26 protein-coding genes are annotated in these 26325 nt (G+C 72.2%); 17 read left to right on the top strand and 9 right to left on the bottom strand.

All coding sequences use genetic code 11. From position 1 onward, the window contains the following. Positions 1 to 59 precede the first annotated feature (59 nt). Entirely contained in the window at positions 60 to 521 is a 462-nt protein-coding gene (locus ACIBI5_RS44515; protein ID WP_397256389.1) for a nitroreductase family deazaflavin-dependent oxidoreductase, read from the bottom strand. Between the two features lie 64 nt (positions 522 to 585). On the opposite strand from ACIBI5_RS44515, the gene ACIBI5_RS44510 reads away from it, so the two are divergent. Beyond that, positions 586 to 891, top strand: a complete 306-nt coding sequence (locus tag ACIBI5_RS44510; RefSeq protein ID WP_397256387.1) for a DUF4190 domain-containing protein — start codon at positions 586 to 588, stop codon at positions 889 to 891. Here ACIBI5_RS44510 and ACIBI5_RS44505 read toward each other — a convergent pair. Beyond that, the gene (locus ACIBI5_RS44505) at positions 881 to 1516 is read right to left on the bottom strand and encodes a TetR/AcrR family transcriptional regulator (protein WP_397256385.1); all 636 of its coding nucleotides are present in this window, start codon (positions 1514 to 1516) and stop codon (positions 881 to 883) included. The genes ACIBI5_RS44510 and ACIBI5_RS44505 overlap by 11 nt on opposite strands. A 55-nt stretch (positions 1517 to 1571) precedes the next feature. Here ACIBI5_RS44505 and ACIBI5_RS44500 point away from each other — a divergent pair, with 55 nt between their 5' ends. Beyond that, positions 1572 to 2309: an ABC transporter ATP-binding protein gene (locus tag ACIBI5_RS44500; protein ID WP_397256384.1), complete on the top strand. Its 738-nt coding sequence runs from the start codon at positions 1572 to 1574 to the stop codon at positions 2307 to 2309. After that, positions 2306 to 3043 carry an ABC transporter permease gene (locus ACIBI5_RS44495; protein ID WP_397256382.1) on the top strand — a complete coding sequence of 246 codons (738 nt, stop codon included), beginning with the start codon at positions 2306 to 2308 and terminating at the stop codon, positions 3041 to 3043. The genes ACIBI5_RS44500 and ACIBI5_RS44495 overlap by 4 nt, the downstream gene beginning before the upstream one ends. Here the strand turns inward: ACIBI5_RS44495 and ACIBI5_RS44490 are convergent. Both ACIBI5_RS44490 and ACIBI5_RS44485 read right to left on the bottom strand, forming a co-directional pair. After that, positions 2988 to 3254 (bottom strand): hypothetical protein, encoded by a 267-nt coding sequence (locus ACIBI5_RS44490; protein ID WP_397256380.1) that lies wholly within the window; start codon positions 3252 to 3254, stop codon positions 2988 to 2990. The genes ACIBI5_RS44495 and ACIBI5_RS44490 overlap by 56 nt on opposite strands. A 5-nt stretch (positions 3255 to 3259) precedes the next feature. Continuing rightward, positions 3260 to 4618, bottom strand: a complete 1359-nt coding sequence (locus ACIBI5_RS44485; RefSeq protein WP_397256378.1) for a S8 family serine peptidase — start codon at positions 4616 to 4618, stop codon at positions 3260 to 3262. A 184-nt stretch (positions 4619 to 4802) separates the two neighbouring features. Between ACIBI5_RS44485 and ACIBI5_RS44480 the strand changes: the two genes are divergently transcribed. Further along, positions 4803 to 6839, top strand: coding sequence for a spermidine synthase (locus tag ACIBI5_RS44480; protein WP_397256376.1), 2037 nt, complete (start codon positions 4803 to 4805; stop codon positions 6837 to 6839). 31 nt (positions 6840 to 6870) lie between these two features. On the opposite strand, the gene ACIBI5_RS44475 is transcribed toward ACIBI5_RS44480, so the two are convergent. Together ACIBI5_RS44475 and rpsD are read right to left on the bottom strand one after the other, a co-directional pair. Then, positions 6871 to 8091 (bottom strand): low temperature requirement protein A, encoded by a 1221-nt coding sequence (locus tag ACIBI5_RS44475; RefSeq protein WP_397256374.1) that lies wholly within the window; start codon positions 8089 to 8091, stop codon positions 6871 to 6873. 2 nt (positions 8092 to 8093) lie between these two features. Then, a complete protein-coding gene (gene rpsD / locus ACIBI5_RS44470; RefSeq protein WP_397256443.1) occupies positions 8094 to 8708 on the bottom strand; it encodes a 30S ribosomal protein S4 in 615 nt (204 codons plus the stop codon). A 78-nt stretch (positions 8709 to 8786) separates the two neighbouring features. On the opposite strand from rpsD, the gene ACIBI5_RS44465 reads away from it, so the two are divergent. From ACIBI5_RS44465 to ACIBI5_RS44430, 8 genes are all read left to right on the top strand, one after another. Continuing rightward, on the top strand, positions 8787 to 9488 hold the full coding sequence (locus ACIBI5_RS44465; protein WP_379634525.1) for a DUF2470 domain-containing protein: 702 nt from the start codon (positions 8787 to 8789) through the stop codon (positions 9486 to 9488). Positions 9489 to 9528: 40 nt separating this feature from the next. After that, entirely contained in the window at positions 9529 to 10677 is a 1149-nt protein-coding gene (gene xylA / locus ACIBI5_RS44460) for a xylose isomerase (protein ID WP_397256372.1), read from the top strand. Next, complete coding sequence (locus tag ACIBI5_RS44455) at positions 10677 to 12086, top strand: xylulokinase (RefSeq protein WP_397256370.1); 1410 nt, start codon at positions 10677 to 10679, stop codon at positions 12084 to 12086. The genes xylA and ACIBI5_RS44455 overlap by 1 nt, the downstream gene beginning before the upstream one ends. Positions 12087 to 12439: 353 nt before the next feature. Continuing rightward, the gene (locus ACIBI5_RS44450; protein ID WP_397256368.1) at positions 12440 to 12994 is read left to right on the top strand and encodes a hypothetical protein; all 555 of its coding nucleotides are present in this window, start codon (positions 12440 to 12442) and stop codon (positions 12992 to 12994) included. Positions 12995 to 13248: 254 nt separating this feature from the next. Continuing rightward, positions 13249 to 13794, top strand: a complete 546-nt coding sequence (locus tag ACIBI5_RS44445) for an MFS transporter (protein WP_397256366.1) — start codon at positions 13249 to 13251, stop codon at positions 13792 to 13794. Positions 13795 to 14104: 310 nt separating this feature from the next. Then, entirely contained in the window at positions 14105 to 14674 is a 570-nt protein-coding gene (locus ACIBI5_RS44440) for a copper chaperone PCu(A)C (protein ID WP_397256364.1), read from the top strand. Then, on the top strand, positions 14667 to 15917 hold the full coding sequence (locus tag ACIBI5_RS44435) for a Dyp-type peroxidase (protein WP_397256362.1): 1251 nt from the start codon (positions 14667 to 14669) through the stop codon (positions 15915 to 15917). Before ACIBI5_RS44440 ends, ACIBI5_RS44435 begins: the two co-directional genes overlap by 8 nt. 61 nt (positions 15918 to 15978) lie before the next feature. Next, positions 15979 to 16362: an ArsC/Spx/MgsR family protein gene (locus ACIBI5_RS44430; protein ID WP_397256360.1), complete on the top strand. Its 384-nt coding sequence runs from the start codon at positions 15979 to 15981 to the stop codon at positions 16360 to 16362. 14 nt (positions 16363 to 16376) lie between these two features. Here ACIBI5_RS44430 and ACIBI5_RS44425 read toward each other — a convergent pair whose 3' ends face one another. Both ACIBI5_RS44425 and ACIBI5_RS44420 read right to left on the bottom strand, forming a co-directional pair. After that, positions 16377 to 17933 carry an OmpA family protein gene (locus ACIBI5_RS44425; RefSeq protein ID WP_397256359.1) on the bottom strand — a complete coding sequence of 519 codons (1557 nt, stop codon included), beginning with the start codon at positions 17931 to 17933 and terminating at the stop codon, positions 16377 to 16379. 38 nt (positions 17934 to 17971) lie between these two features. Beyond that, positions 17972 to 19141: an ROK family transcriptional regulator gene (locus tag ACIBI5_RS44420; protein WP_184963984.1), complete on the bottom strand. Its 1170-nt coding sequence runs from the start codon at positions 19139 to 19141 to the stop codon at positions 17972 to 17974. Between the two features lie 141 nt (positions 19142 to 19282). Here ACIBI5_RS44420 and zwf point away from each other — a divergent pair, with 141 nt between their 5' ends. Genes zwf through eda form a run of 4 tightly spaced genes read left to right on the top strand, consistent with a single transcriptional unit; the run spans position 19283 to position 24296 of the window. Then, positions 19283 to 20770 carry a glucose-6-phosphate dehydrogenase gene (gene zwf / locus ACIBI5_RS44415; protein ID WP_397256357.1) on the top strand — a complete coding sequence of 496 codons (1488 nt, stop codon included), beginning with the start codon at positions 19283 to 19285 and terminating at the stop codon, positions 20768 to 20770. Further along, positions 20770 to 22731, top strand: a complete 1962-nt coding sequence (gene edd, locus ACIBI5_RS44410) for a phosphogluconate dehydratase (RefSeq protein WP_397256355.1) — start codon at positions 20770 to 20772, stop codon at positions 22729 to 22731. The genes zwf and edd overlap by 1 nt, the downstream gene beginning before the upstream one ends. Then, a complete protein-coding gene (glk, locus tag ACIBI5_RS44405) occupies positions 22724 to 23695 on the top strand; it encodes a glucokinase (protein WP_397256353.1) in 972 nt (323 codons plus the stop codon). Before edd ends, glk begins: the two co-directional genes overlap by 8 nt. After that, positions 23682 to 24296 (top strand): bifunctional 4-hydroxy-2-oxoglutarate aldolase/2-dehydro-3-deoxy-phosphogluconate aldolase, encoded by a 615-nt coding sequence (gene eda / locus ACIBI5_RS44400; RefSeq protein ID WP_397256351.1) that lies wholly within the window; start codon positions 23682 to 23684, stop codon positions 24294 to 24296. The genes glk and eda overlap by 14 nt, the downstream gene beginning before the upstream one ends. A gap of 4 nt (positions 24297 to 24300) precedes the next feature. Here eda and ACIBI5_RS44395 read toward each other — a convergent pair whose 3' ends face one another. Next, positions 24301 to 25083 carry an IclR family transcriptional regulator gene (locus tag ACIBI5_RS44395; protein ID WP_397256349.1) on the bottom strand — a complete coding sequence of 261 codons (783 nt, stop codon included), beginning with the start codon at positions 25081 to 25083 and terminating at the stop codon, positions 24301 to 24303. Positions 25084 to 25279: 196 nt separating this feature from the next. Between ACIBI5_RS44395 and ACIBI5_RS44390 the strand changes: the two genes are divergently transcribed. Further along, entirely contained in the window at positions 25280 to 26311 is a 1032-nt protein-coding gene (locus ACIBI5_RS44390; RefSeq protein WP_397256347.1) for a rod shape-determining protein, read from the top strand. The last annotated feature ends 14 nt before the right edge of the window (positions 26312 to 26325 follow it).

The following is a 26325-nucleotide window of genomic DNA, read 5'->3' as shown; positions in this document are numbered from 1 at the left end:
GGTTGATCAAGACCCGTCCATGATGACGTAACACTTATGGACGGTAGATAAACAGTTGATCAACGCGTCGGAGTCAGACGGAACACCCGTAACTCCCGTCCCGATACCCGCGTGTAGTGGTCGTAGACGGGCCACATCGCCAGCAGGTCCGGCCAGGCGGCGGCCCGCGCCTCGCCCTCCAGCAGGGTCGCGATGACGGGGAAGGTGGCGCCGCGGAAGCTCACGGCGGCCTCGGGGGTCTTGAGCAGATTCCCGGTCCAGGAGGGGTGTTGCGGGCGGCCGTAATTGCTGCCCACGACGAGCATGCCTCCGTCCCGCTCGGGAAGGCAGGCCAGCGGCGACGAGCGCTTCTCGCCGCTCTTGGCGCCGGTGGTGACCAGCAGCAGCACGGGGGTGACCACGTCGCTGGCGAGCCGGCCGCGGGTGAGCCGGTGCACGAGGCGGTCCATGCGCGGCACGACCACGGGCGCGACCTTGGGGAACCACGACGTCGCCGACAGCCACTGGAAGAACGCCTTCACCCGGCTCACGCTAGAACACAAGCAAGCGCTCGGTCAAGGAGCTCATGTGGTAGAAAACGCTCCTATGGCTTATCCCCACGGCCCCTCCCCCTACGGCCCGCCGCCGATGACCCACCCGAACGGGACCACGATCCTCGTCCTGGGCATCCTCAGCCTCGTGATCTGCCTGTTCCTCGGGCCGGTCGCCTGGACGATGGGCAACAGGGCGCTGCGCGAGATCGACTCCAGCGGCTATTACTACGAGAACCGCGGCAACGTGAACGCCGGCCGCATCTGCGGCATCATCGGCACCTGCCTCATGGGCCTGATCGTCGGCGGGTACGCCCTGCTGTTCGGCTTCGCCCTGCTCGCCGGCGCGTTCAGCTCCTGACCCCGTAGCGGCCGATCCCGTTCTCCAGCAGGTCGAAGGCGGCTTCGGCCTGCCTTCTGACGTCGGGCAGGATCTCCCGCCAGCTCTCGCCCGCCCACTTGCGGCGCACCGCGAGCCTGGACAGCAGCCGGGTGACCGACAGGATCTGCGCGGCCACGAGCCGGGGTGACAGGTCGTCGGGGTCGGCCTCGACGTCCTCGGCCACCGTGCGCGCCAGCCGTACGTCCGTGGAGTGCTCCAGCTCCCGCATCCTGGCCATCAGCGACGGGCTGTCGCCGACCAGTTTGCCGAACTCCTCGGCGCCCTCGTTGAGCCCATAGCGCCAGTCGCCCGTGTCGAGGGCGTCGAGGAAGTCGCGCCGGAAGGCGGCCAGCACGCTCTCGCCGGGCCGTCGCTCGCGCACGACCTTGCTCGGCAGGTCCTCGACCTCGTCCCAGCGGTCCATGAACAGGTCTTCCTTCGTGCGGAAGTAGTTGAAGACCGTGTTGACCGAGACGTCGGCGGCCCGCGCGACCTCCGCCACCGTCACGTCCTCGAACCCCCGCATCATGAACAGCCCCATCGCCATGTCCGCGATGCGCTGCCTCGTCTCCCGCTTCTTGCGCTCGCGCAGCCCCTCTTCCATGCCTCCAATGCTACCAAGTTTGCAGTGACACCAAAATTTCAGTTACCCTAAAAATATGTTGACCACAAAGGGCCTCAGCAAGACGTTCAAGAGCGGGGTGGAAGCCGTGCGCGGCGTCGACCTCCACGTGGACGAGGGCGAGATCGTCGGCTTCCTCGGTCCCAACGGCGCGGGAAAGACCACCACCATGCGCATGCTCACCACGCTGCTCACCCCCACCGCCGGCAGCGCCACCGTCGCCGGGCACGACCTGCTGGCCGACCCGCGCGCCGTACGCCGCCGCGTCGGCTACGTCTCCCAGCACGGCGGGCTCAGCCCCGCGAGCCCCGCCGGCGAGGAGCTCGAACTCCACGCCATGCTGTACGGCCTGTCCCGCCCCGCCGCCCGCGCCCGGGCCGCCGAGGTGCTGGCCCGCCTGGAGCTGACCGGCCTGGAGTCGATGCCCGGAGCCGCCCTGTCCGGCGGCCAGCAACGCCGCTTCGACATCGCCTTCGGCCTCGTCCACGACCCGGTCCTGCTCTTCCTCGACGAGCCCACCACCGGCCTGGACCCGCAGAGCCGGGCCAACCTGTGGAGCCACGTCCGCGCCCTGCGCGAGGGCGGCGCGACCGTCTTCCTGACGACCCACTACCTCGACGAGGCCGACGCCCTGTGCGACCGCATCGTCATCATCGACCACGGCGTGGTGGCCGCCGAAGGCACCCCGTCGCAGCTCAAGAGCGGCGGGCGTACCCTCGACCAGGCCTTCCTCGACATCACCGGCCGCTCGCTGCGAGAGGAGGTGCCCGCGTGAGCGCCGCCGCGATCCGCGAGACCTGGCTGCTGTTCCACCACACGACGCGCATCAGCCTGCGCCACAAGGTCGGCCTGCTGGTCGCCGCCATCCAGCCGTTGTTCTTCCTGGTGCTGTTCGGGCCGATCTTCGCCACGTTCGGCGACTGGGAGACGCTGGTGCCCGGCCTGATCGTCCAGCTCGGCCTGCTCAGCGCGGGCCTGGCCGGGTTCGGCATCGTCTTCGACTGGCGCTCCGGCGTGCTGGAGCGCCAGCGCGTCACCCCGGCCTCGCGGCTGGCCCTGCTGCTGGGCCGGGTGCTCAACAACGCCTTCACGCTGGTGATCCAGACCGTGCTGCTGGTGGCCGCGGCCTACGCGCTCGGCCTGCGGGCGCCGATCGGCGGGGTGCTGGCGGCGATGGTGCTGGTCGTGGTGCTCGGGGTGAGCCTGGCGGCGCTGTCGTACGCGGCCGCGCTCACGCTCGACGAGCACCTGTTCGCCCCGGTGATGATGACCGCGGTGGTGCCGCTGATGTTGCTGTCGGGGACGTTCCTGCCCATGTCCATGGCGCCGGGCTGGCTGGAGGCACTCTCGCGCGTCAGCCCGTTCCGGCACGTGCTGGAGGCCATGCGGGAGTTGTTCGCCGGGCACTACTGGAACGCGACGGTCGCCACCGGCCTGGTCGTCGTCGTGGTGTTCACGGCGGTGAGCCTGGTGGTCGGGGGCCGGGTCTTCCATCGCGAGAACGCCTAGACGGGCCGTAGGGCTCGATCGTGGGGTCGGAGAAGGGCGGGCCGGCCCTGCGGCCCGCCTCCTCTGTCACCCGCAGGCCGTACAGGCCGAGGTCGGGGTCGATGAGCACCAGCCCGTAGGCGATGTCGACGTCCTCCTCGGCCAGGCCGAGCCTGCTGATCGCGTCCTCCAGCGTCGCGCCCGGCGGGAGCCGTACGGTGATGAGGACCATAGACCTCAGGCTACGCTCTTGGCCCTGCGCTGCAGTGCGGCGATGACGCCCGCGGTGTCGACGATGCCGTAACCGTAGTCGTAGTCGAAGCCGACCTCGCTGCGGTCTTCGGCCGTACGGCGCAGCAGGGCCCGCAGCTGCGCGGGCGACAGCCGCGAGGACGGCCAGCGGGTGCGGACGGCGGCGATCAGGCCCGCGGCCACCGGGCAGGCGGCCGAGGTGCCGGAGTCGGGCTCGGCGTCGCCGAAGGCCTTGGAACCGGAGAAGTGGGTGTAGGCGCAGACGTCCGGCTTGCGGGCGGTCAGCCGGCCGGGTCCCTGCGAGGAGTAGCCGACCCGCTCGCCGCCGACGTCGACGCCGCCGATCGACAGCGCCCTCGGGTGGGAGTTGGCGCCGACGATGGGCCGGTCGGGGTAGGCGCAGCGGCCGTCCTTGCACTCGCGCCCGCAGTTGCCCGCGGCGAACAGCACGTCCGCGCCCGCCCGGTCGAGACTGGCCACGATCAGGTTGAACGGGTGGGCGGCGTTGTCGGAGTAGTTGCCGGGATGGCCGACGGGGAAGTCCCAGGAGGGCGAGAACGACCCCCAGGAGTTGCTGATCACCAGCGACCTGGAGTCGGCGGGCTGGGCGTCCAGGACGGTGCGCAGGTGCGCGAAGGCGGCCACCGCGTCCGACAGCAGCCCGTCGAGCGCCGAGCCGCCCGGCCGGGTCGACAGCAGCACCGGGATGTCGATGAGGCTGGCCTGCGGCGCGCCGATGAGCGTGTCGAAGGCGCACATCGTGCCGTGGTCGACCTCGAACTCGCCCGGCCGCCCGGTGACCCCGGCGGGGTTCCAGCTGCGCTCGGCGTCGAGGGTGACGCCGCGCCCGAGGTGCCTGGCCACGTGCGCGGCGTTGATGCCGGTGTCGAGCACGGCCAGCGCCACTCCGGAGCCGTCGAGGCCCTCGGCGGCCAGCCCGGCGGCGTTGATCAGCCGCTCGACGTCGTGCCAGTCGCCGACCGGAGGATCGCCGCCGCAGGTCAGGCTGGACTCGATCACCGGGTCGGCGAAGACGCCGACCACGTCGGGGCGGATCGTGGGCAGCATGGTGACGCGGGTGGCCAGTTCGTCGTCGGAGATCGTGCCGCGCACGAGCACCGAAGCGTCCTCGGCGGCCAGGGAGAAGTCGAGCGGCTGGTTGAGCGAGAGGGGGTCGCCGCCGGGCAGGGGGACGGGCCGTGGCACGGCGATGGGAACGAAGGCGGAGTCGAGCTCGACTCCGGGCAGTCCGTCGGCGACGTCTGCCGTGGTGGCCGTCTGGCCGGGGTCGGCTACCGCCGCGACCAGATCGGGGGAAGGGCGGAGCTGAATCAGAACCCGCATGGGGACACCACCGAACGTTTGGAGGGAACGAACCTCCCAACATTCCTTCATCCATCGCGGCGCGTCCAGCGCATCGTCACAGGTTTGACCTGCTGAAATACCCCCATAACTCGCTAACAGGACGACATTTGTTCTGGGGCGTCAGCCTTCCCCGGTTTCGGTCCGTCAACTACGGTGAGTCGTCATGACCACCCAGGTGCTGGCCGCCCCTCAGGAGTCCGCTTCCGGGCATTGGCTGGCCGTGCGACCGCGCCTCATACTCGCCAGCGCGTTCATGCTTTTCCTCGAACTCGCGCTGATCCGGTGGACAGGCTCGAATATCGTCCATTTGAGTTATTTCACGAACTTTGTCCTGCTCGGTTCTTTTCTCGGCATCGGGCTGGGATTCCTGCGGGTCGGGCGGACCAAGCGGCAGCCGTACTATTCGCCGGTCGTGCTCGCGGTGCTGGTCAGCGTGGTGCTGGCCTTCCCCGTGACCGTGAACCGCGACACCGAGGGCGTCCTGTACTGGACGAGCCTGTCCATGGAGGGGCCGCCGGCCTGGGTCACGCTGCCCATCGTGTTCGTGGCCGCCGCGCTGGCGCTCATGGGGCCGGCCGAGCTGGTCGGGCGCTGCTTCCCCGAGCTGCCCCGGCTGGAGGCCTACCGCTACGACCTGATCGGCAGCCTCACCGGCATCGGCGTCTTCACCGGCCTGTCGTTCCTGTCGGCGCCGCCCGTGGTCTGGGGGACGATCGCGGCCGTCTGCTTCCTGCTGCTGCTGACGCCGAAGCCGTGGGTGCCGTACTGGGGGCTGGTGGCGCTGCCCGCCATGCTCGTGGCCGGGCTGCTGGCCGCCGAGAGCGTCACGGCGGGAGCCCTGTGGTCGCCGTACTACAAGGTGACCTACAAGCGGATGCCGTACCAGATGCCCGTCTACGACATCTCGGTCAACGGGATCCCGCATCAGCAGGCCATGCCGGCCGAGACCCGGCTGCAGATCGAGCGGCAGTACGCGCTGCCGTACGAGCGGGCCGCCGCGCCGCCGCGCGAGGTCCTCATCGTGGGCGCGGGCAGCGGCACCGACGTGGCCATCGCGCTGTCGAAGGGGGCCACGTCGGTCGACGCGGTCGAGATCGACCCCAAGCTGCGCCAGCTCGGCGGCGAGCTGCATCCGGACAAGCCCTACTCCGATCCGCGCGTGACCACGCACATCACCGACGGGCGGGCCTTCCTGGAGCAGACCGACCGCAGGTTCGACCTGATCCTGTTCGCGCTGCCCGACTCGCTCACGCTGGTGCCCGGGGCCAGCTCGCTGCGGCTGGAGAGCTACCTGTTCACCGAGGAGGCGATCAAGGCCGCCCGTGAACGACTCAAGCCGGGCGGGGCGTTCTCCATGTACAACTACTACCGCGAGAGCTGGCTGGTGGACCGGCTGGCCTCCACCGTGCAGAGCGCCTTCGGCCACAAACCCTGCGTGGACGTGGTCAGCACCGCCGGGCACCAGGCCGTCATCACCTCGGGCGTCACGCCGCAGGCCCAGCGCTGCGCCGCCGAATGGGCGGGCGCGGCCGCCGGGACACCCGCCCCGGCGCCCGACGACCGGCCGTTCCTGTATCTGAAGGACCGGACGATCCCGGCGATCTACCTGATCACGCTGGGCCTCATCCTGCTCGTCAGCCTGCTGGCGGTGCGGGTGGTGGCGGGGCCGTACCGGAGAATGCGCCCTTACGCGGACCTTTTCCTGCTCGGCGTGGGGTTCCTGCTCCTGGAGACCAAGAGCGTGACGGGCTTCGCGCTGCTGTTCGGCACGACGTGGGTGGTCAACGCGGTCGTCTTCGCCGGGGTGCTGGTCGCCGTGCTCGCCGCGGTCGAGGTGACCCGCCGTTTCCGCACCCCTCCCCTGAGGGTGATGTACGGCGTGCTGCTGGCCGGCCTCGTCCTGGCCTGGCTGGTGCCGAACGCGTGGCTGCTGTCGTTGCCGACGCCGTTGCGCGCGGTGGCGGCGGTGACGGTGGCCTTCCTGCCGATCTTCGCGGCGAACGTGGTGTTCGCCAAGCGCTTCGCCGACTCCGCCGACGCCACGACGTCCTTCGGCGCCAACCTGCTGGGCGCGATGGTCGGCGGCTGCATGGAGTACGTGGCGCTGGTGATCGGCTACCAGAGCCTGCTCATCGTGGCCGGGCTGATCTATCTGGGCGCCTTCGCCCTGTTGCCGCGTAAGAACGCCGCCCTCGTGTGAGGGCGGCGCGCCCTCGCGCGCGGGCGGGGGCTCAGGCCGGGGACGGGGCTGTGGCGGGCGGACGGTAGGCGACCCGCCACAGCGCGGCCACGAGCAGGATCGCCACGACCGCCCAGGCGGGCAGTGGTCCGCCCAGCAGCCCCAGGAGCACCGGGACCGCGGTGGCCGGCAGCGCCCACGCCCAGATCCACAGCCGCCGCGCCCCGGTGGCGACGCCGATCACGGCGGAGGCGGCGAAGTACACGGCCAGGCCGGCGCACAGCACCCACCGGATCCCGGGGTGCGGGTGCTCGGCGGGCTGGGCCACGGCGGCGCCGAGCCCGGCCGCCGCCGCGACGAGCCCGGCGGTCATGACGAAGTGGGCGGGCAGCGCGACGGACGGCGGCAGTCCCCGCTCGCCCGAGGCGGGCACGGCGGTCACGCCGTGCTGCAGCGTCACCCACCACAGGCACACGACCAGCGCGAACGAGCCCGCGGCCGCGAGCTTGAGCTCGGTGCTCCAGTCCTGGCCGCCGGCCTCGACGACGATCTGCATGACCGCCTCGCCGAGCACGATGATCACGAACAGGCCGAGCCGTTCGCCGAGATGCGCGGTGTGCAGGACGGCCTCGAAGGGGGCGGGTATCTCGCGCGGGGGGCGGCGGCCGTCGCCGTCGTGCCGCCGGGCGCGCTCCTTGACCCGGTCGGACTGCGTCTTCAGGGCCTGGAGGAGCCGTTCGGGGTGGCGGGCGTTCTGGAGGGTGAAGGCCAGGTCGAGCAGGATGCCGAGCGCCCACAGCCAGTAGGTGACGGGGGCGGGGGCCCAGAAGGAGACGATCCAGGGGGCCAGGCCGGCGCCGAGCTGGGCGGCGGGCCACGAGGTCACGACCGCGCCCGAGCTCTGGATGGAGCGGGAGCCGCTGAGCCGGCAGACGACGTAGGCGGCGGCGAACCAGTTGTCGTGGTTGCCGCCGCCGGGCACGGCGTGCGCCACGTCGGGCGCGGCGGCGGCCATCACCGCGATGCCGGACATGCCGATCAGCATCGCGCGGGTGCGGGTCTTGTCCGCGCGGACGTTGGCGTAGATCGTGAAGGAGGTCCAGATGCTCCAGATCGCGTAGTAGAGCATCACGAACAGCGCGACGTCCGGCCAGGACGGATGGAGCAGGCGGTGGGCCAGCTGGGCCACCGCCACGACGACGACCAGGTCGAAGAAGAGCTCCAGCCAGCTCGCGTGGCGGTCCGCCGTTTCAGCCGCGCCTACTTCAGTCACGCCTACCGAGAATAGAACTCCACCACGAGCTGCTCCTCGACGGGGATGGCGATCTGCTCGCGCTGCGGCTTGCTCACCAGCGTGAAGCGCAGGTCGGACAGCTCGACGGAGAGGTATCCGGCGGGACGGTCGTCGGCGTAGATGCCCTCGGCCGCGGCCACGAACGGCTGCATCGTGCGCGACTTCTGGCGCACGGCGATGACCTGGCCGGGCTTGACGAGGTAGCTCGGGATGTCGACCTTGCGGCCGTCCACGGTGATGTGGCCGTGGTTGACGTACTGGCGGGCGGCGTAGATCGACGGAGCGAGCCCGGCTCGCAGCACGAGGGAGGCCAGGCGGGTCTCCAGCAGGGTCACCAGCTCGGCGCCCGAAGCGCCTTCCTTGCGGACCGCGAGGTCCCAGTAGCGGCGCAGCTGACGCTCGGAGACGTCGTAGTACCAGCGCAGCTTCTGCTTCTCCATGAGCCGCATGCCGTAGTCGCCGGTGTTGCGGCGGCTGGTCTTCCTGCCGTGCTCTCCGGGCGGGTACGGCCGCGCCTCGAAGTACCGCACGGCTTTCCTGGTCAGAGGGACGCCTGCCCGTCGGGACAGCCGCACCTTCGGCCCGGTGTAGCGCATGTTCACCTCAATGTGGTTAGGTAATACTTACTTAGGCAAGGCTAACCTACTACAGCGTGTGAACTCAAGGAGACCTGCATGCCGCCGATCGCGGAACGCATCCGCACCCTCGCCTCCGGAGCCGGCGTCGCCAGGCTCACCCTCGACGGCGTCCCCTTCCCCGCCCGCGGCGGCGTGGACGAACAGGGCCGTCCCGTGCTGCTGGTCAAGCCGGGCGAGCGCCTGCACGGCCTGGAGGGCGACGCGGTGATCGCGGTCAACCTCACCGCCACCCGGCTGCTGGGCGCCGTCGAGCATCCCCGCGGGCTGGTCGAGGTGCAGGGGTGGGTGCTGGCCGTACCGGAGGAGGACACGCGCGCCGCCGCCGTCGCGGTCGCCGCCGCGTGCGCCGACGAGGACCTGTTCGAGGCCATCGAGCGGTACGGCGAGCCCGGCGCTCCGCGGCTCATGAGAATGGACGTCGCCCAGGTCGTCTACCTGACCGGCCAGGACTCCGGCGTGCTCGACGCCGACGAGTACCTGGAGGCCGAGCCCGACCCGCTGGCCGAGACCGCCGAGCGGGTGCTCGCCCACCTGAACGAGTCGCACCGCGCGCAGCTCCAGGGCGCCGTGGCCGCGCACCTGGGCACGCCGGTCGGCGAGGCGTGGCTGTGGGAGCTGGACCGCTACGGCGCGACCGTGCGCGTCGACGACACGCTGGTGCGCTTCCCGTGGCCCGTGCCCGCCCAGACCGGCACCTGCCTCGAGACCGCCCTGAGAGGGCTGATCTGCGCCTGCTGATGATATGAAGTGCTGAAGCGCACATGATCGGGAGGCCGCTTTGGACGCCTACACCCCCACCCCCGACGACCGCTTCACCTTCGGCCTGTGGACCGTGGGCTGGCCGGCCCGCGACCCGTTCGGCGACGCCACGCGGGCGCCGCTCGACCCGGTGGAGAGCCTGCACCGCCTGGCCGAGCTCGGCGCCTATGGCGTGACCTTCCACGACGACGACCTGCTCGCCGTCGAACCCGACCGCGACCGGGCCGTGGCCGCGTTCACCAAGGCGCTGGCCGAGACCGGGCTCAAGGTGCCCATGGCCACGACGAACCTGTTCACGCACCCGGTCTTCAAGGACGGCGCGTTCACCAGCAACGACCGCGACATCCGCCGGTACGCGCTGCGCAAGGTCCGGCGCAACCTCGACCTGGCCGCCTCGCTCGGCGCGAGCGTGTACGTCTGCTGGGGCGGGCGCGAGGGCGCGGAGTCCGACGCGGCCAAGGACGTGCGCTCGGCGCTGGCACGCTACAAGGAGGCGCTCGACCTGCTCTGCGCCTACGTCGTCGAGCAGGGCTACGACCTGCGCTTCGCCATCGAGCCCAAGCCGAACGAGCCGCGTGGCGACATCCTGCTGCCGACGATCGGGCACGCGCTGGCGTTCATCGGCGAGCTGGAGCGCCCGGAGATGGTCGGCCTCAACCCCGAGGTCGGCCACGAGCAGATGGCCGGGCTCAGCTTCACCCACGGCATCGCGCAGGCCCTCTGGCACGGCAAGCTCTTCCACATCGACCTCAACGGCCAGCACGGCCCCCGGTACGACCAGGACCTGGTCTTCGGCCACGGCGACGTCAAGAACGCCTTCTTCCTCGTGGACCTGCTGGAGCACGGCGGCTACACCGGGCCCCGGCACTTCGACTACAAGCCCGCGCGCACCGAGGACGCCGAGGACGTGTGGGTCTCGGCCGCGGCCAACATGCGCACGTACCTGATCCTGCGCGAGAAGGCGCGCCGTTACCGCGCCGACCCCGAGGTGCTGGAGGCGCTGCGCGACTCCCGGGTCGGGCGGCTGGCCGAGCCGACGCTGGCGCCCGGCGAGACGCTGGCCACGCTGGAGGATCCGGGCTTCGACCTCGACGGCGCCGCGGCGCGCGGGCTGCACGCCTCGCGCCTTGGTCAGCTCGCGCTGGAGCATCTGCTCGGGGTGCGCTGATGCCGCTGGTGGCGGGCGTGGACTCCTCCACGCAGAGCTGCAAGGTGGTGGTGCTCGACGCCGCCTCCGGGCAGCTGGTACGGCAGGGGCGCGCCGCTCATCCGGAGGGGACTTCGGTGGATCCGGCGGCCTGGTGGGAGGCGCTGGCTCTGGCCGTCGCCGAGGCGGGCGGGCTTGACGATGTGGCCGCCGTCGGGGTGGCCGGGCAGCAGCATGGGATGGTCTGCCTGGACGAGTCCGGAAATGTCGTGCGGGACGCCTTGTTGTGGAACGACACCCGCTCGGCCGACGCCGCCCGCGACCTGGTCGACGCGCTGGGCGGGGGCGCGGCCTGGGCATCCGCGGTGGGGGTCGTGCCGCTGGCCTCGTTCACCGTGTCCAAGGTGAGGTGGCTGGCCGAGCACGAACCGGACCATGCCCGGCGGACGGCCGCGGTGTGCCTGCCGCACGACTGGCTGACCTGGCGGTTGCTGGGTGAGCCGCCCCGGACCGGCTTTTCGCCGGAGCGCCCCCACGCGCTCCCGTTGGAGCGGCTGACCACCGATCGGGGGGACGCGTCGGGGACCGGGTACTGGTCGCCGTTCACCGGGTCCTACCGGTATGACCTGCTGGAGCTGGCCATGGGGAGCCGGCCGGCGTTGCCCCGGGTGCTGGGACCGGCCGAGGCGGCCGGGGAGGCCGGCGGCCTGCTGGTCGCGGCGGGGACCGGTGACAACATGGCCGCGGCCCTCGGCCTCGGGCTGCGCCCCGGTGACGTGGTCGTGTCGATCGGCACCTCGGGGACCGCGTTCGCCGTCGCCGACCGGCCCGGCGCGGACCCGAGCGGGGTCGTGGCCGGGTTCGCCGACGCCACGGGGCGCTTCCTGCCGCTGGTGTGCACGCTCAACGCCGCCCGCGTCCTGGAGGCCGCGGCCGCCATGCTCGGCACCGGCCTCTCGCGCCTGGACTCACTGGCCCTCGCGGCTCCGGGCGGGGCCGATGGGCTCGTGCTCGTGCCGTACCTGGAGGGTGAGCGCACCCCGAACCTGCCCGGCGCCACCGGCTCCCTGCACGGCCTCACCCTGCGCACCGCCACACCCGGGCATCTGGCCAGGGCCGCGGTCGAGGGTCTGCTCTGCCATCTGGCCGACGCGCTGGAGGCGCTGCCGGTTCAGGGCGAACGCGTCCTGCTGATCGGCGGCGGGGCCGGCTCCCGGGCGGTGCGGGAGATCGCTCCGGCCGTGTTCGGCCGGCCGGTGGCGGTGCCCGCGCCTCAGGAGTACGTGGCCAGGGGCGCCGCCCGCCAGGCCGCCTGGGCGCTGTCCGGTGCCCCCGGCCCCCCGGATTGGCCCGCCCCGGGAACCGCCTCGCACGAGGCGGCCCCGCAACCGGCGATCCGCGACCGCTACCGGCACGCGCTCGGCCTCTAGGAGCCCTGCCGGCTCCCCTGTGCCTGGCGCTCATGGGCGGCTTGGCGACCGGCTTCGGGGAGTGTGGGGGTACGGCAGGCGTCACGGCTGACCGCCCGCCGTACCCCGTGGAGCTTCTCACGCCCCACCCGCCCCCCGCACCTCTGGGGCCCCGATCCCGCGCGGGCGGCCACGTGCGGCGCGAGTGAAGGGAACGGCGGGGACCGGAGCGGTATGGGCTGGTGGGCGCGCGGGCCGGACCTGTCCGCACCACGCCCGGCCCGCGCGGATCTATCAGAATGCCAGCCCCCGATCACGGCCCGCTGTGAGCCTTGTGTGGGCATTCGCTCCGCGAGTGACTACCATCGGCGGCTGTGAACGAGACGCGTCCTCGCGCGAGCCGGGCCCTGATGATCGCCGGAGTACTCCTTGGGGTGCTCCTGCTGGCGACGGCGGCCATCCTCTCCAGGGGCGCGCTCGGCGGAGCCTCCCTGAACGCCGTGGGCTGGCCCGGCTCCTCCGGCCATCCGGGCGACCCCGGCCAGAAGACCGCCCACGCCGAGGCCACCCCCTCGTCCACACCCCGCCCGTCCCGCACGCACCCCACCCCCTCCCAGACCCACACCCACCCCCCGACCCCGGTGGTCGGCCATCCCCCGACCCGCACGCCCATGGCCGCCCGCGAGTCCCGCCGCCCCACCCTGGTGGCCCCGAGCCCGGCCGACACCAGCGCGAACTCCCCTTCCGACCTCACCCCCATCGGCCCCAGCGCCCAAACCACCGCCGCCCCGCCCCCGGTCACCCTGCCTCCCGCGGAACCCCACCCCTCCGCCACCCCGGCCCCCACCAAGACCAAACCCACCAAGCCCCGGCCCACCAAGACCCGCACCCCAGGCAAGAAGCCCGGCAACCAACCCCGCAACCGCTGACCACCCCTACAGCCGCAGCCAACAACAGCCCAGGACAGCAACTCGCCGCGCGACCCGGCCCAGCCCGACCCGGAGCGCCCCGGGAGAGGCGGCGCCGCATGGGCACGACCCGGCACAACGCGGCCCGGGAGGAGCGGCGTGGCCCAACCCGGGCGCTGGGGGTGGTTCGTGGCATCGGGGTGGGCGGTGCTGGGAGCGGAGGGTTGGGGGTGGGGTCGCGGGTGGGGGGTGGCTCTGGGATGATGGCGGGCACTATGCCTGCCTCCCTGCCGTTCCGTCTGGTGCGTGCCGTGGCGTTCGCCGCGGTGTGCGCGGGGCTGGGCATGGGCGCGCATGTCGTGGCCGGTGCCGCCGTGGCGCTGCCCGGCGCTGTGGCGGCCATCGCGTTGTCGCTGCTGGCGGCGTTGCCGCTGACCGGGCGGGAACGTTCGGCCGGTGGGATTCTGGCGCTGCTGGTCGTGGTGCAGGCCGTTCTGCACGTGATGTTCTCGATGCTGCACGACGCGGCGCCGGTGGCCGTCCAGGGCGGGCACGCGCACTCCGGGCTGGTGCCGGGGCTGGGCATGCTCGTGATGCACGGGTGGGCGATCGTTCTGACGGCGCTGTGGCTGTCGCGGGGCGAGGCCGCGCTGTGGGGACTGTTCCGCCGGGTGCTGGTGCGGCTCGGCCTGTTGCCGGCCGTACCGGTGATGGAAGGACCTTCCGCTCCTGTACGGCACGCGGAGCCCCCCACCCCCCGCTCCGCCCTCCTGGAACACACCCTCTCAGGCCGGGGCCCGCCTCTCTTCCTCCCCGCCTGACCCTCCCGGGCCTCTGGTCCGAGAACCCCTTCCCCCGCAGCCCGCCGCCGGGCCCGCCCGCCGTTGCCGGGCTGACGCCGGTCCGTGTCACGGCCGTGGCGGCCCCGGCCAACGGGACCGTGCCGGCATCGGCGGCCGACGGCTCACCAGATGGGCTGAGCCTTGGGCGCCGCCTGTGTGTGGCTGCTGTGGCGGCGTGCCCTGAGTGGCCCTGGTCGCCGGGCGGAGGGTGTGTTCGGGCCGGGCCCGCTGTGGCCTGGCGTGGGTGTTGATTGCCCGAAATTTCTGGACCTCTGGAAGAGAGCTCATCATGCGTATTCGTCATGCCCTCCTGGCCGTCGTGGCCACCGCCGCGGTCGCCGCCTGCGGTGGGCAGCAGGCCACCTCCGCCGCCCCCGCCGGCGCCGCGCCCACCGGCGCCGCCTCCTCCCCCGCCTCTGACACGCCCACCGGTACGGCCGGAAAGGCCACGCCCGGCACCGCGGGCCCGCTGACCATCGCCGATCCCTGGATCAAGACCACGAAGAGCGGCATGACCGCCGCCTTCGGCACCATCGCCAACCCCTCCGCCGCCGCGATCACGATCGTCTCCGCCACCTCCACCGGCGCGCCCACGGTGGAGCTTCACGAGACGGTCGGCGAGGGTACGCAGATGACCATGCGGCCCAAGGAGGGCGGCTTCACGATCCCGGCGGGCGGGAAGCTGGAGCTCAAGCCCGGCGGTGACCACATCATGCTGATGGACGTCAGCACGCCGGTGAAGCCGGGCTCCGAGGTGGGTTTCACGCTGACGTTCAAGGACGGCGGCACGATGGAGTTCAAGGCCGTGGGCAAGGACTTCGCCGGTGCCAACGAGAAGTACCAGCCCGGCCATGAGTGACGGCGAGCGCCCGGCCGGGATCTCCCGCCGCCGCCTGCTCGCCGGTGGCGCGGCGGCGGGCGGCCTGGTCGCGACGGGTACGCTCACCGCGGGTCTCCCGGCCGGCGCCCAGACCGCCGACGGCGCGGCGGTGGCAGGGCGTGAAACCGCGGAGCCGATCGGAGCCGGCGCGGCCACGGGGCAGCCCGCTCCGCCCGCCGGGCAGGCGGTCGGCGGCACGGCCGTGGAGCCGTTTCACGGGGTCCGGCAGGCGGGTGTCGCCACCACGCCCCAGGCCCACGCCGCCTTCGTCGGGCTCGATCTGCGTAAGGGCGTCGGCAGGGAGGCGCTCGGCAGGCTGATGCGGCTGCTCACCGACGACGCCCGGCGGCTCACCCAGGGCCGCGGCGCGCTGGCCGACACCGAGCCCGAGCTGGCGGCGCTGCCCGCGCGGCTGACGGTCACGTTCGGGTTCGGGCCGGGGCTGTTCAGGGCGGCGGGCGTCAAGGGCGGGCCCGAGCAGGTGCCGGGGTTCTCCGTGGATCGGCTGGAGGACCGGTGGTCGGAGGGCGATCTGCTGCTGCAGATCTGCTGCGACGATCCGGTCACGCTGGCCCACGCGCTGCGCATGATCGTGAAGGACACCGCGTCGTTCACGAAGGTCAGGTGGGTGCAGCGCGGGTTCCGGCAGGCGGTGCAGCGGCCGGGACTGACCCAGCGCAATCTCATGGGCCAGCTCGACGGGACGGTCAATCCCAAGCCCGGGACGCCGGAGTTCGAGCGGGCCGTGTGGATCGCGGACGGGCCGCTGGCCGGTGGCACCATGCTGGTTCTGCGGCGGATCCGGATGCTCATGGACTCCTGGGACGCCGCGGACCGGGTGGCCAAGGAGTTCACGGTGGGTCGGCGGCTGGACAACGGCGCCCCGCTGAGCGGGCGGGCCGAGCATGACGAGGCCGACTTCGCCAAGCTCAACGCGATCGGCTTCCCGGTGATCTCGGAGTACGCGCACATCCGGCGGGCGCACACCCAGGACCCCGGGCTGCGGATGTTCCGCCGCGTGTACAACTACGACGACGGGGACACCGGGCTGCTGTTCGCCGCCTACCAGGCGGACGTGGCGCGGCAGTTCACACCGGTGCAGCGCCGCCTGGCCAAGGCCGATCTGCTCAACGAGTGGACGACGCCGATCGGGTCGGCGGTCTTCTACGTCCCGCCGGGCTGCGAGGAGTCCGGCTGGGTGGGCCAAAGCCTGCTGAGCTGACGCAGGGCGCAGGGGCCGGAAGAGTAGGGCGCCTCACCGCGAGGAGCCCTATTCTTCCGGCATGGAGATCTGGATCAACCCCGCCTGCTCGAAGTGCCGCTCGGCGATCTCCCTGCTGGACGCCGAGCAGGCCGAGTACACCGTCCGCCGCTACCTGGACGACCCGCCCACCCAGGCGGAGATCCGCGAGGTGCTCTCCCGCCTCGGCCTGGAACCCTGGGACATCACCCGCACCGGCGAGGACGCCGCCGGGGACATGGCCTCCTGGCCCCGCGATCCGGGCAGCCGCGACCGGTGGATCCGGGCGCTGGCCGAGCACCCGATCCTCATCCAGCGCCCCATCATCACCGCTGACGACGGCCACGCGGTGATCGGCCGCACGGAGGAGGCCGTCCGCTCCACCCTCCCGCCACAATGGTCACCGCCGCGCGAGCCGCCGCGGTGATCACCGCCTGAGCGCTATTGGATCGGGACCTGCAGTTCCCGGAACCCGGCGATCTTGACGCTCAGCCCCGAGGCCCCGTCCGGCAGCGCGAACAGCCCCCAGAACTCCCGCTTCTGCCCCGGCGCGAACTTCTCGGTGCCCAGCCGGACCCCGGAGACGCCGCTGCACGCGCAGTACGACCCCGGGTCGTCACCGGCCTGGACCTCGATGCGGCCGGGCAGGTACCGGCGGCGGTTCTCCTGGTCGGTGAGGACGACGGCGCTGGCGGACTGGTACTTGTACGACTGCCAGTCCTGGCCGTCGTGCAGGTCGTTGTACCACGCCTCCGCCGTGCCCTCGTTGGCGATCGTGTAGGTGAGCAGGCCGAGGCCGCCCTGCAGCCGGCGCAGCCCGGTGACCTCCATGGCGATGGGCTGGCCGTCGGCCTTGGTGCTGCCCGTCAGGTCGTCGCCGGGGCCCACGGTGGAGACGACGTCCTGGGAGGGGGACGGCCGCGCGGCGGCCCGCGGCTTGGCGAAGGTCACCGTGACCCGCCGGTTGCGCCGCTTGCCCTCATCGGTGTCGTTGCTGTACAGGGGGCGGCGCGAGCCGTACCCCTTGGTCTGGAAGGCGACGCCGTCGCGCGTCAGCAGCGGCGCGAGCGCGGCCTTCACGGCCTGGGCGCGACGCGCGGACAGCGGGTCGTTGATGGCGTCGTTGCCGGAGGAGTCGGCGTGGCCCTCGACCGTGACCTCGGTGGCGGGCGAGGACTCGATGAGCTTGGCGGTACGCGCGAGCACCGCCTTGGCCCGCGAGGTGAGCACGGCCTTGTCCACGGCGAACAGCACGTCGGAGGACAGGTTCACCCGGAGGTCCTTGCCGTCGTCCGCGGTCTCCTCGGTCCTGTCGTTCGACTCCGACGGCAGGACGACGCGGTGGACGAGCGGGGTGACGGGCTCGGCGTCGGGGTCGGGGAAGTCGCCCTGCGGCGGGTCGTCGCCGACGGGGACGTTGAGCATGGGCGGGGCCAGCGGGGTGACGACGGTCGCGGTCTGCTGGTCGCCGCTGGGGGCGGGCATGACGGCGTAGAGGGAGATCGAGGCGCCCGGCTTGATGAAGTAGCCGATGTCGTCGCGCTTCTCGTCGGTGCAGAGGCAGGGGCTGCCCTCGGGCTTGTACGGCAGGATCCAGGTCCTGGCCCGCTCGTCGAGCACGCCGATGCCGGAGGCCCACCTGATCGCGCCGAGCTTGCGGGTCTCGTCGCCCATCTCGCCGGTCCAGGTGAGGTCCTTGTCCGCGCCGGTGTTCGTGAGGCGGATCTGGACCACCAGATGCTTGGCCTTGAGCCGGTTGAGGCCGACCACCTCGACCTTGAGGTCGGGGGTCATGGTGCTGCGGGTCTCGGCGAGGGCGGGGCGGTCGTCGCTCGTGGCGGAGGGGGTGGCCGCGGGCGTCGTCGTCGCCGGGGTGGTGGCGGGGGCCGACTCTTGGGCCTTCGTGGGGGGCGCGGCCTGCTGCGGTTGGGGCAGCATCCCGCAGCCGGTGGCGGCCAGCGTCAGGACGGCGGCCAGGGCCAGGATCCGGTTAGACATGGCGGAGATTGTGCCATGACCGAAACGCCCGACCATATTCAACTCAGGGCGTCGTCCACGGCGTCCGGCGACAGGACGTGGTCCAGGACCATCACCGCGCAGCCGGTGATGCCCGCCCCCGCGCCCATCCTGCTCGCCTCGATCCGCAGCGTGCGGGTGGCGAGGGCGGTGGAGCGCCGGTAGACGACCTCGCGGATGCTGGACACCAGGGGGCCGAACGTCTCGGCCACGTCGCCGCCCAGCACGACCACCGACGGGTTGAGGATGTTGACCGCGGAGGCCAGCACCTCGCCGATGCGCCGGCCCGCCTCGCGTACCGTCGCCATCGTCTGGGCGTCGCCGGCCCGCACGAGCGCGGTGACGTCCTCGATGGTCTTGACGTCCTTGCCGGCGGCGCGCAGGTCGCGCAGCAGCGCGGTGCCGCTGGCCACCGAGTCGACGCAGTCGATGTTGCCGCACCGGCACAGCACGCCGCCGCCGTCGCGTACGGGGATGTGGCCGATCTCCCCCGCCGCGCCGAGTGCGCCGCGCAGGATCTCGCCGCCGGAGATGATCCCGGCGCCGATCCGGGTGGAGATCTTCACGAACATGAGGTCGGTGACGTTCGCGTGGGCGCCGCGGTGCTCGCCGATGGCCAGGACGTTCACGTCGTTGTCGACCAGCACGGGCACGTCGAAGCGGGCCCTGATCAGCGGCGGGATGACCACGCCCGTCCAGGAGGCCATCACCCGGGCGCTCTCGGTGCGCCCCTGGGCGAACTCGACGGTCGCCGGCACGCCCATGCCCACGCCGCGGACCCGTGAGCGCGGGGTGTCGCCGAGGAGTTCGTCCCAGGTGTCCATGAGAAGCGGCAGCACGACGTCGGGCCCCTGCTCGACGTCGATGTGGAAGCGCCGCGCGGCCAGTTCCGCGCCGGACAGGTCACACACCGCCACCCGGGTACGGCTGGCGCCGAGCGCGGCCACCAGCACCACGCCGCCCCCGGCGTTGAACTCCAGCCTGACCGGCGGCCGCCCGCCGGTGGAGGGCGCGTCGGTGCGCTCCACCACGAGGCCGCGCTCGATCAGCTCGCCCACCCGCAGCTGCACGGCAGGCCGGGACAGTCCCGTGACCCGGCCGAGGTCCGCTCGCGTCACGGCCTCTCCGGTGCGGATGAGCCGCAGGAATTCGCCACTGGTGGCGAGGGGCGCGGCGGTACGTCGAGGCATCGACTTAGTGAATCACACCTGCTTAAGTCATGAACAGTCCCGACTTTCTTATCTCAAATAGCAAAACTCGGGTTGTGCACGACCCAAACTCTGGCTAATGTCCGTTCTGTCCTTGCTTGGCTGATCATCGGAGCTCGTGTCGTGTCCCCCCTCTCGTCTCCCGCCGCCGTCCACGCCGCCGATCTCGTCGTCTTCGGCGGGACCGGCGACCTGTCCATGCGCAAGCTGATCCCGGCGCTGTACCACAGCGACAGGGACGGCCGCCTGGCGCCAGAGACCCGCGTCATCGCCATGTCCCGGGGCGGGCTCACCGACGCCGACTTCCGCGGCAAGGTCGACGCCGAGGTACGCGACCAGGTCCCCGTCGACGACCCGGCCGTCTGGCAGCGCTTCCTGGGCCGCCTGCACCACGTGTCGGTGGACGTCGGCGGCCCCTCCGGCAACCCGGACAAGTCCGGCTGGGCCGAGCTGTCGAAGCAGCTCGCCGGGCACGAGCAGCGCGACCGCATCTTCTACCTGGCCAGCCCGCCCATGACGTTCGGCCCGTTCTGCCGCGAACTGCACGAGGCCGGCCTGGTCACCCCGCAGTCGCGGGTGGTGCTGGAGAAGCCGCTCGGCCGCGACCTGCCCAGCGCCCAGCGCATCAACGACGAGGTCGGCGCGATCTTCGACGAGCACCAGATCTTCCGCATCGACCACTACCTCGGCAAGGAGACCGTGCAGAACCTGCTCGTGCTCCGCTTCGCCAACGCCTTCCTGGAGCCGATCTGGAACTCCCTCTGGATCGACCACGTGCAGATCACCGTCGCCGAGACCGTCGGCACGCCCGGCCGCCGCGGCTACTACGACCAGGCGGGCGCGCTGCGCGACATGGTCCAGAACCACCTGCTGCAACTGCTCACGCTCACCGCGATGGAGCCGCCGGCGCGCAACGACCGCGAGTCCATCCGCGACGAGAAGGTGAAGGTGCTGCAGGCGCTGCGCCCCATCCAGGAGAGCAGCGAGGTCGACCGCTTCACCGTCCGCGGCCAGTACACCGCTGAGAGCGCGATGGTGGGCTACCTCGACGAGCCCGCCTCCACCCCGCCCACCGAGGACTCCAAGCGGGTCGAGACGTTCACCGCCATCCGCGCCGAGATCAAGAACTGGCGCTGGGCGGGCGTGCCGTTCTACCTGCGCACCGGCAAGCGCATGCCGCGCCGCGTCTCGGAGATCGTGGTGCAGTTCAAGGACGTGCCGCACTCCATCTACCCCGGCGGCTCGCCCAACCGCCTGGTGCTGCGCCTGCAGCCGGAAGAGGGCATCGAGCTGCACATCATGGCCAAGGAGCCGGGCGCGGGCGAGACCACGCTCAAGCCGGTGCCGCTGTCGCTCAGCTTCGGCCAGACCTTCACCGCCCGCGTCCCCGAGGCCTACGAGCGCCTCCTGACCGACGTGCTGGCCGGCAACCCGACGCTGTTCATGCGCCGCGACGAGGTCGAGGCCGCCTGGCGCTGGATCGACCCGATCCTGGCGGCCTGGGAATCCTCTCCCGAACCGCCCGAGCCCTACCCCGCGGGCACCGCCGGCCCCGCGGGCGCCCACGAACTGCTCGGCCGCAGCGGCCGGGCCTGGCACGAGGAGGCGTGATGACCCACCGGGAGATCCAGGAGATCACTGACCGGATCGCCGAGCGCAGCGCCGCCAGCCGTACCGCCTATCTGGCGCGCATCCGCCGCGACGGCGAGGCCGCCCGCGCCAAGGGCCCCGCCCGCGCGCACCTCGGCTGCGCGAACCTCGCGCACGGATTCGCGGCCGCCTCCGCCGAGGACAAGCCCCTCCTCCGCGGTACGGCCAAGCCCGGCGTCGCCATCGTCACCAGCTACAACGACATGCTCAGCGCCCACCAGCCGTACGAGACCTACCCGCCGGAGCTGAAGAGGGCGGTGCGCGCGGCCGGAGGCGTGGCGCAGGTCGCGGGCGGCGTGCCGGCCATGTGCGACGGCATCACCCAGGGCCGCGCCGGCATGGAGCTGTCGCTCTACAGCCGCGACGTGATCGCCATGTCCACGGCCATCGCGCTGTCGCACGACATGTTCGACGCGTCGCTGCTGCTGGGCGTCTGCGACAAGATCGTGCCGGGCCTGTTCATCGGCGCGCTGCACTTCGGGCACCTGCCGGCGATCTTCGTCCCGGCCGGGCCGATGGGCTCCGGGCTGCCGAACAAGGTCAAGGCGCGCACCCGGCAGCTGTTCGCCGAGGGCAAGGTCGGCCGCACGGAGCTGCTGGAGGCCGAGGCCGCCTCCTACCACTCCCCCGGCACCTGCACCTTCTACGGCACCGCCAACTCCAACCAGGCGCTCATGGAGGTCATGGGCCTGCACCTGCCCGGCTCCACGTTCGTCAACCCGCACACCGAGCTGCGCCACGCCCTGACCGAGGCGGCCGGGCGGCGGGCCGTGGAGATCACCGCGCACGGCTCCGAGTACACCCCGATCGGCGAGCTCGTCGACGAGAAGTCGATCGTCAACGCCTGCGTGGCGCTGCTGGCCACCGGCGGCTCCACCAACCACACGCTGCACCTGGTGGCCATGGCCGCCGCCGCGGGCATCGTGCTGACCTGGGACGACCTGGCCTGCCTGTCGAAGGTCGTGCCGTCGCTGACCAAGATCTACCCCAACGGCCAGGCGGACGTGAACCACTTCCGCGACGCCGGCGGCATGCAGGTGCTCATCGGCGACCTGCTCGACCACGGGCTGCTGCACGGCGACGTGCTGACCGTGGCCGGGCGCGGGCTCGACCACTACCGCTCGGCCCCGTCGCTGAAGGACGGCGCGCTGGTCTGGGAGGAACGCACCGAGGGCAGCTCCGACCTCGGCGTGCTGGCGCCGGTCGCGGCGCCGTTCGCGGCCGACGGCGGGATCCACATGGTCGAGGGCAACCTCGGCTGCGCCGTCAGCAAGGTGTCGGCGGTCAAGCCCGAGCACCTGGTCATCGAGGCTCCGGCCAAGGTCTTCGACGACCAGCTCGACCTGCTGGCCGCCTTCGAGGCCGGCGCGCTGGACGGGCAGGACTTCGTGGCGGTCATCCGCTACCAGGGGCCCTCGGCCAACGGCATGCCCGAGCTGCACAAGCTGACGCCGCCGCTGGCCGTACTGCTCGACCGGGGACAGAACGTGGCGATCGTCACCGACGGCCGGATGTCCGGCGCGTCGGGGAAGGTTCCCGCGGCCATCCATCTGTCGCCGGAGGCCGCCGACGGCGGGGCCATCGCGCTCGTGCGCGAGGGCGACGTCATCCGGCTCGACTCCGCCGCCGGGACCCTGGAGGTGCTGGCGGACCTGTCGGGACGCGAGCCGCAGGGGCGGGCGCTGAGCGACGCCGAGTGGGTGGGGACGGGACGTGAGCTGTTCGCCGCCTTCCGGCGGATGGCCGGGCCGGCCGAGTACGGGGCCGGCGTCTTCGGGGTGAGCGGGGCCGAGCAGCCCGAGCACGGGCCGGGCCTGGGCTTCGCCGCGCCGGCCGGGGCCGCGCACGCGGAGGCCACGCCGTCCCGGCTGAAGGTCATGGAAGAGCACGCCCGCCACGCCGCGGAGCACGCCGGTGGGTGAGCTTCCGTGGCTGGTCGCCGACGTCGGCGGCACCAATGCCAGGTTCGGGCTCGTCACCGCGCCGGGCGAGGCTCCCTCGCACGTCGCGGTGCTGGCCGGGGCCGATCACGCGAGCCTTCCGGATGCCGTAGCCGCCTATCTCGCGGATCACGCGGGCGGAGTGCGGCCGGGGGCGGCGTGCGTGGCGGTCGCGGGGCCGATCGGCGGTGACTCCTACCGGCTGACGAACCTGCCGTGGTCGGGGTCGGTCAGGGACCTGGGTGTGCCGAACGCGGTGCTGCTCAACGACTTCGAGGCGCTGGCCGTGTCCCTGCCCCACCTGGGCGACGGCGACCTGGCCGGGCTCGGCGGGCCGGCGCCGGGCGACGGGATCAAGGCGGTGCTCGGGCCGGGGACCGGGCTCGGGGTGGCCGGGCTGGTGCCGGGCGACCATGGCTGGATCCCGGTGCCGGGCGAGGGCGGCCACGTCAGCGTCCCGGTGCACGACGAGCGCGAGCAGGAGATCGTCGCCGCGCTGCGTGCGCAGGGGTTGCGGCACGTCGAGGCCGAGCACGTGCTGTCCGGACCCGGGCTGGCGCGCCTGTACCGGGCGCTGGCGCTGGTCAACGGCGCCGCCCCCGTCGACGGGCTGAGCGCCTCGGAGATCGTGGCCCGCGACGGTGACCCGCTGTGCGCCGAGACCGTGGACGTCTTCTGCGCCATGCTCGGCACCTTCGCCGGGAACGTCGCGCTCACCCTGGGCGCCCGGGGAGGCGTCTACATCGGCGGCGGCGTGCTCCCCCGTATCGTGGAGCGCGTGCGAGCCAGCGCCTTCCGCCGGCGGTTCGCCGCCAGCCCCAGCATGTCCGGGTACCTGTCGTCGATCGCCACCACGCTGATCGTCGCGCCGCAGCCGGCGCTGACGGGGGCGGCGGCCTGGCTGACCCAGCAGCTTTCGAGGAGAAGTGTCTATGAGCCTGCTTGATCTCGCCCCTGTCGTGCCCGTCGTGGTGATCGACGACGTGGAGACGGCGGTCCCGCTCGCGCGGGCGCTCGTCGCGGGCGGGCTTCCGGTCATCGAGGTGACCCTGCGTACGGCTGCCGCCCTGGAGTCGATCGCGCGCATCGCGGCGGAGGTTCCGGACGCGGTGATCGGCGCCGGGACCATCCGGTCGGCGGCCGACATCGCGGCGGCCGCCGGGGCCGGGTCGAAGTTCCTGGTCTCCCCCGGCACGACCCCGGCGCTGGCCGAGGCGCTGCTGGGGTCCGGCGTGCCGTTCCTGCCGGGGGCGGCGACCGCTTCGGAGGTCATGGCGCTGGCGGAGCGGGGCGTCAAGGAGCTCAAGTTCTTCCCGGCCGAGGCGGCGGGCGGCCTGCCGTACCTGAAGAGCCTGGCGGGACCGCTGCCGGACGTGCGGTTCTGCCCGACCGGCGGGATCAGGCCGGCCACCGCTCCCGACTACCTGGCGCTCCCGAACGTGGGCTGCGTGGGCGGCACGTGGCTCACGCCCGCCGACGCCCTGGCCGCCGGGGACTGGGCGCGGGTGGAGAAGCTCGCCGCGGAGGCGGCCGCGCTGCGTCCCTGAAAGATCAGCCGAGGCGGGCGAGGGCGGCGGAGATGGCCTGGGCGGCGCCTCTGACGGAGATGCCGAGGCGGGCCAGGGGCAGGGCGACCGCCGGTCCCGCCACCGAGATCGACATGGCCACCTTGCCCGCCGCGTCGAACACCGGCGCCGCCACGCAGGCCACCCCGTCGGCGAACTCCTCCTGGGCGTAGGCGACGCCGTAGTGGCGCACGCGGGCGAGTTCGCGGTCCAGGCCGGTCAGGCTGGTGATGGTGCGGCGGGTCAGGCGCGGCGGGCTGCCCTGGTCGGCGAACGACTGGCGCAGCCCTGAGTCGTAGGCGAGCAGCGTCTTGCCGATGGCCGTGCAGTGCAGCGGCGCCCGGTCCACGCCGTCGGAGGGCGAGGGAACCCGGTTGTGGCCGTAGACCCGCTCGACGTACTCGGCTTCCAGGCCCGACAGGACGGCCAGGTTGACCGTCTGTCGGGTGGTCTCGTACAGATACAGCAGGTACGGCAGGACGGCCCGCCTGGTCCCCGGAATGCGGCCCCGGGCGTCGCCGAGCCGGGCGAGCAGGTCGCCGACGAGGTAGTCGGTGCCGGCCCGTTTGGCCAGGGACCGCGAGCACAGGACCGCGAGGATCCGGTGGGCGGTCGACTTGGGCAGGCCGGTGTTCCTGCACAGTTGCGACAGGCTGATCGGCTGCGCCGCGGCGCTGAGCGAGAAGAGGATGTCGATCCCCTTCTCGAGGCTGCCCGGCTGGGCGGCCTCCGGTGCGCGCCGGTGCTGCACGATCGACTTCCCCGGCATGTCCACCATCCTCATCCTCGCCAAGGAGAAGGAAGGGCTTCCCCCGGGGTGCGATCCATGGTTTCGGGTTTACCCGAACCAGGGATCAAGCACACCGTCCTTGCTAACGATTGTGAAACCTTCTGACCTGGCCGTTTGACGGGGAATAGGTGGGGAAGGGCGTGATTTATCCCCCACCAGAGGGCTGGTGTCGCCCATGCCCATCCCGTTTCCCTTCCTTGGCCGTGACCTGGCGGTGGATCTCGGCACCGCCAACACCCTCGTCTACGTCCGAGACCGCGGCATCGTGCTCGACGAGCCGTCCGTCGTGGCGATCAACACCCGCACCGACAAGATCGTCGCCGTCGGAGGCGACGCCAAGCAGATGATCGGCCGCACCCCCGGCTACATCGTCGCCATCCGCCCGCTCAGGGACGGTGTGATCACCGACCTGGAGATCGCCGAGCGCATGCTGCGCTCCTTCATCCAGAAGGTCCACCGCCGCCGCTACATCGTCCGCCCCCGCGTCGTGGTCGCCGTGCCCAGCGGCACCACCGGCGTCGAGCAGCGCGCCGTCAAAGAAGCCTGTTACGAGGCCGGCGCCCGCCAGGTCTACCTCATCGAGGAGCCGATGGCCGCCGCGATAGGCGCCGGCCTGCCCGTGCACGAGCCGGCCGGCAGCATGGTCGTCGACGTGGGCGGCGGCACCACCGAGGTGGCCGTCATCTCGCTCGGCGGCATCGTCAGCTCCACCTCCATCCGGGTCGGCGGCGACGAACTCGACCAGGCGATCATCGCCCACACCAAGAAGGAACACGGCCTCATGCTCGGCGAGCGCACCGCCGAGCAGCTCAAGATGAACATCGGCTCCGCCTACCCCGACGGGGAGGACCCGATGGCCGAGATCCGCGGCCGCGACCTGGTCAGCGGCCTGCCCAAGACCGTCCCGGTGAGCGCCGCGGAGATCCGCGCGGCGCTGGCCGAGCCGGTCAACGCCATCGTCGAAGCGGTCCAGGCCACCCTGGACGAGTGCCCGCCCGAGCTGTCGGGCGACCTGATGGACAGCGGCATCGCCCTCACCGGCGGCGGAGCGAAGCTGCTCGGACTCGACCGGCGGCTGTCGGAGGCCACCGGCATGCCGATCAAGCTGGTGGAGAACCCGCTGCAGTCGGTGGTGCTCGGCTCCGGCCGGTGCGTGGAGCAGTTCGGCCGCCTGAAGGACGTCTTCGTACCGGAGACCCGTCGCTGATCTGGAAGGAGGCG

The organism is Nonomuraea sp. NPDC050540, from assembly GCF_044457485.1.
Taxonomy (GTDB): Bacteria; Actinomycetota; Actinomycetes; order Streptosporangiales; family Streptosporangiaceae; genus Nonomuraea.
The sequence above is the reverse complement of the archived record's forward strand: the minus strand, read 5'-3'. Positions and strand labels throughout refer to the sequence as shown.

Bases quoted from the DNA above. Each gene is read 5' to 3' on its own strand.
- ACIBI5_RS44430 (WP_397256360.1), top strand. From the start codon at position 15,979: ATGGAGATCTGGATCAACCCCGCCTGCTCGAAGTGCCGCTCGGCGATC.
- ACIBI5_RS44485 (WP_397256378.1), bottom strand. From the start codon at position 4,618: ATGCGGGTTCTGATTCAGCTCCGCCCTTCCCCCGATCTGGTCGCGGCG.
- ACIBI5_RS44420 (WP_184963984.1), bottom strand. From the start codon at position 19,141: ATGCCTCGACGTACCGCCGCGCCCCTCGCCACCAGTGGCGAATTCCTG.
- ACIBI5_RS44440 (WP_397256364.1), top strand. From the start codon at position 14,105: ATGCGTATTCGTCATGCCCTCCTGGCCGTCGTGGCCACCGCCGCGGTC.
- ACIBI5_RS44500 (WP_397256384.1), top strand. From the start codon at position 1,572: ATGTTGACCACAAAGGGCCTCAGCAAGACGTTCAAGAGCGGGGTGGAA.
- ACIBI5_RS44455 (WP_397256370.1), top strand. From the start codon at position 10,677: ATGCCGCTGGTGGCGGGCGTGGACTCCTCCACGCAGAGCTGCAAGGTG.
- ACIBI5_RS44435 (WP_397256362.1), top strand. From the start codon at position 14,667: ATGAGTGACGGCGAGCGCCCGGCCGGGATCTCCCGCCGCCGCCTGCTC.
- ACIBI5_RS44510 (WP_397256387.1), top strand. From the start codon at position 586: ATGGCTTATCCCCACGGCCCCTCCCCCTACGGCCCGCCGCCGATGACC.
- ACIBI5_RS44490 (WP_397256380.1), bottom strand. From the start codon at position 3,254: ATGGTCCTCATCACCGTACGGCTCCCGCCGGGCGCGACGCTGGAGGAC.
- ACIBI5_RS44390 (WP_397256347.1), top strand. From the start codon at position 25,280: ATGCCCATCCCGTTTCCCTTCCTTGGCCGTGACCTGGCGGTGGATCTC.
- ACIBI5_RS44465 (WP_379634525.1), top strand. From the start codon at position 8,787: ATGCCGCCGATCGCGGAACGCATCCGCACCCTCGCCTCCGGAGCCGGC.
- ACIBI5_RS44505 (WP_397256385.1), bottom strand. From the start codon at position 1,516: ATGGAAGAGGGGCTGCGCGAGCGCAAGAAGCGGGAGACGAGGCAGCGC.
- edd (WP_397256355.1), top strand. From the start codon at position 20,770: ATGACCCACCGGGAGATCCAGGAGATCACTGACCGGATCGCCGAGCGC.
- ACIBI5_RS44425 (WP_397256359.1), bottom strand. From the start codon at position 17,933: ATGTCTAACCGGATCCTGGCCCTGGCCGCCGTCCTGACGCTGGCCGCC.
- eda (WP_397256351.1), top strand. From the start codon at position 23,682: ATGAGCCTGCTTGATCTCGCCCCTGTCGTGCCCGTCGTGGTGATCGAC.
- ACIBI5_RS44395 (WP_397256349.1), bottom strand. From the start codon at position 25,083: ATGCCGGGGAAGTCGATCGTGCAGCACCGGCGCGCACCGGAGGCCGCC.
- rpsD (WP_397256443.1), bottom strand. From the start codon at position 8,708: ATGCGCTACACCGGGCCGAAGGTGCGGCTGTCCCGACGGGCAGGCGTC.
- ACIBI5_RS44480 (WP_397256376.1), top strand. From the start codon at position 4,803: ATGACCACCCAGGTGCTGGCCGCCCCTCAGGAGTCCGCTTCCGGGCAT.
- ACIBI5_RS44445 (WP_397256366.1), top strand. From the start codon at position 13,249: ATGCCTGCCTCCCTGCCGTTCCGTCTGGTGCGTGCCGTGGCGTTCGCC.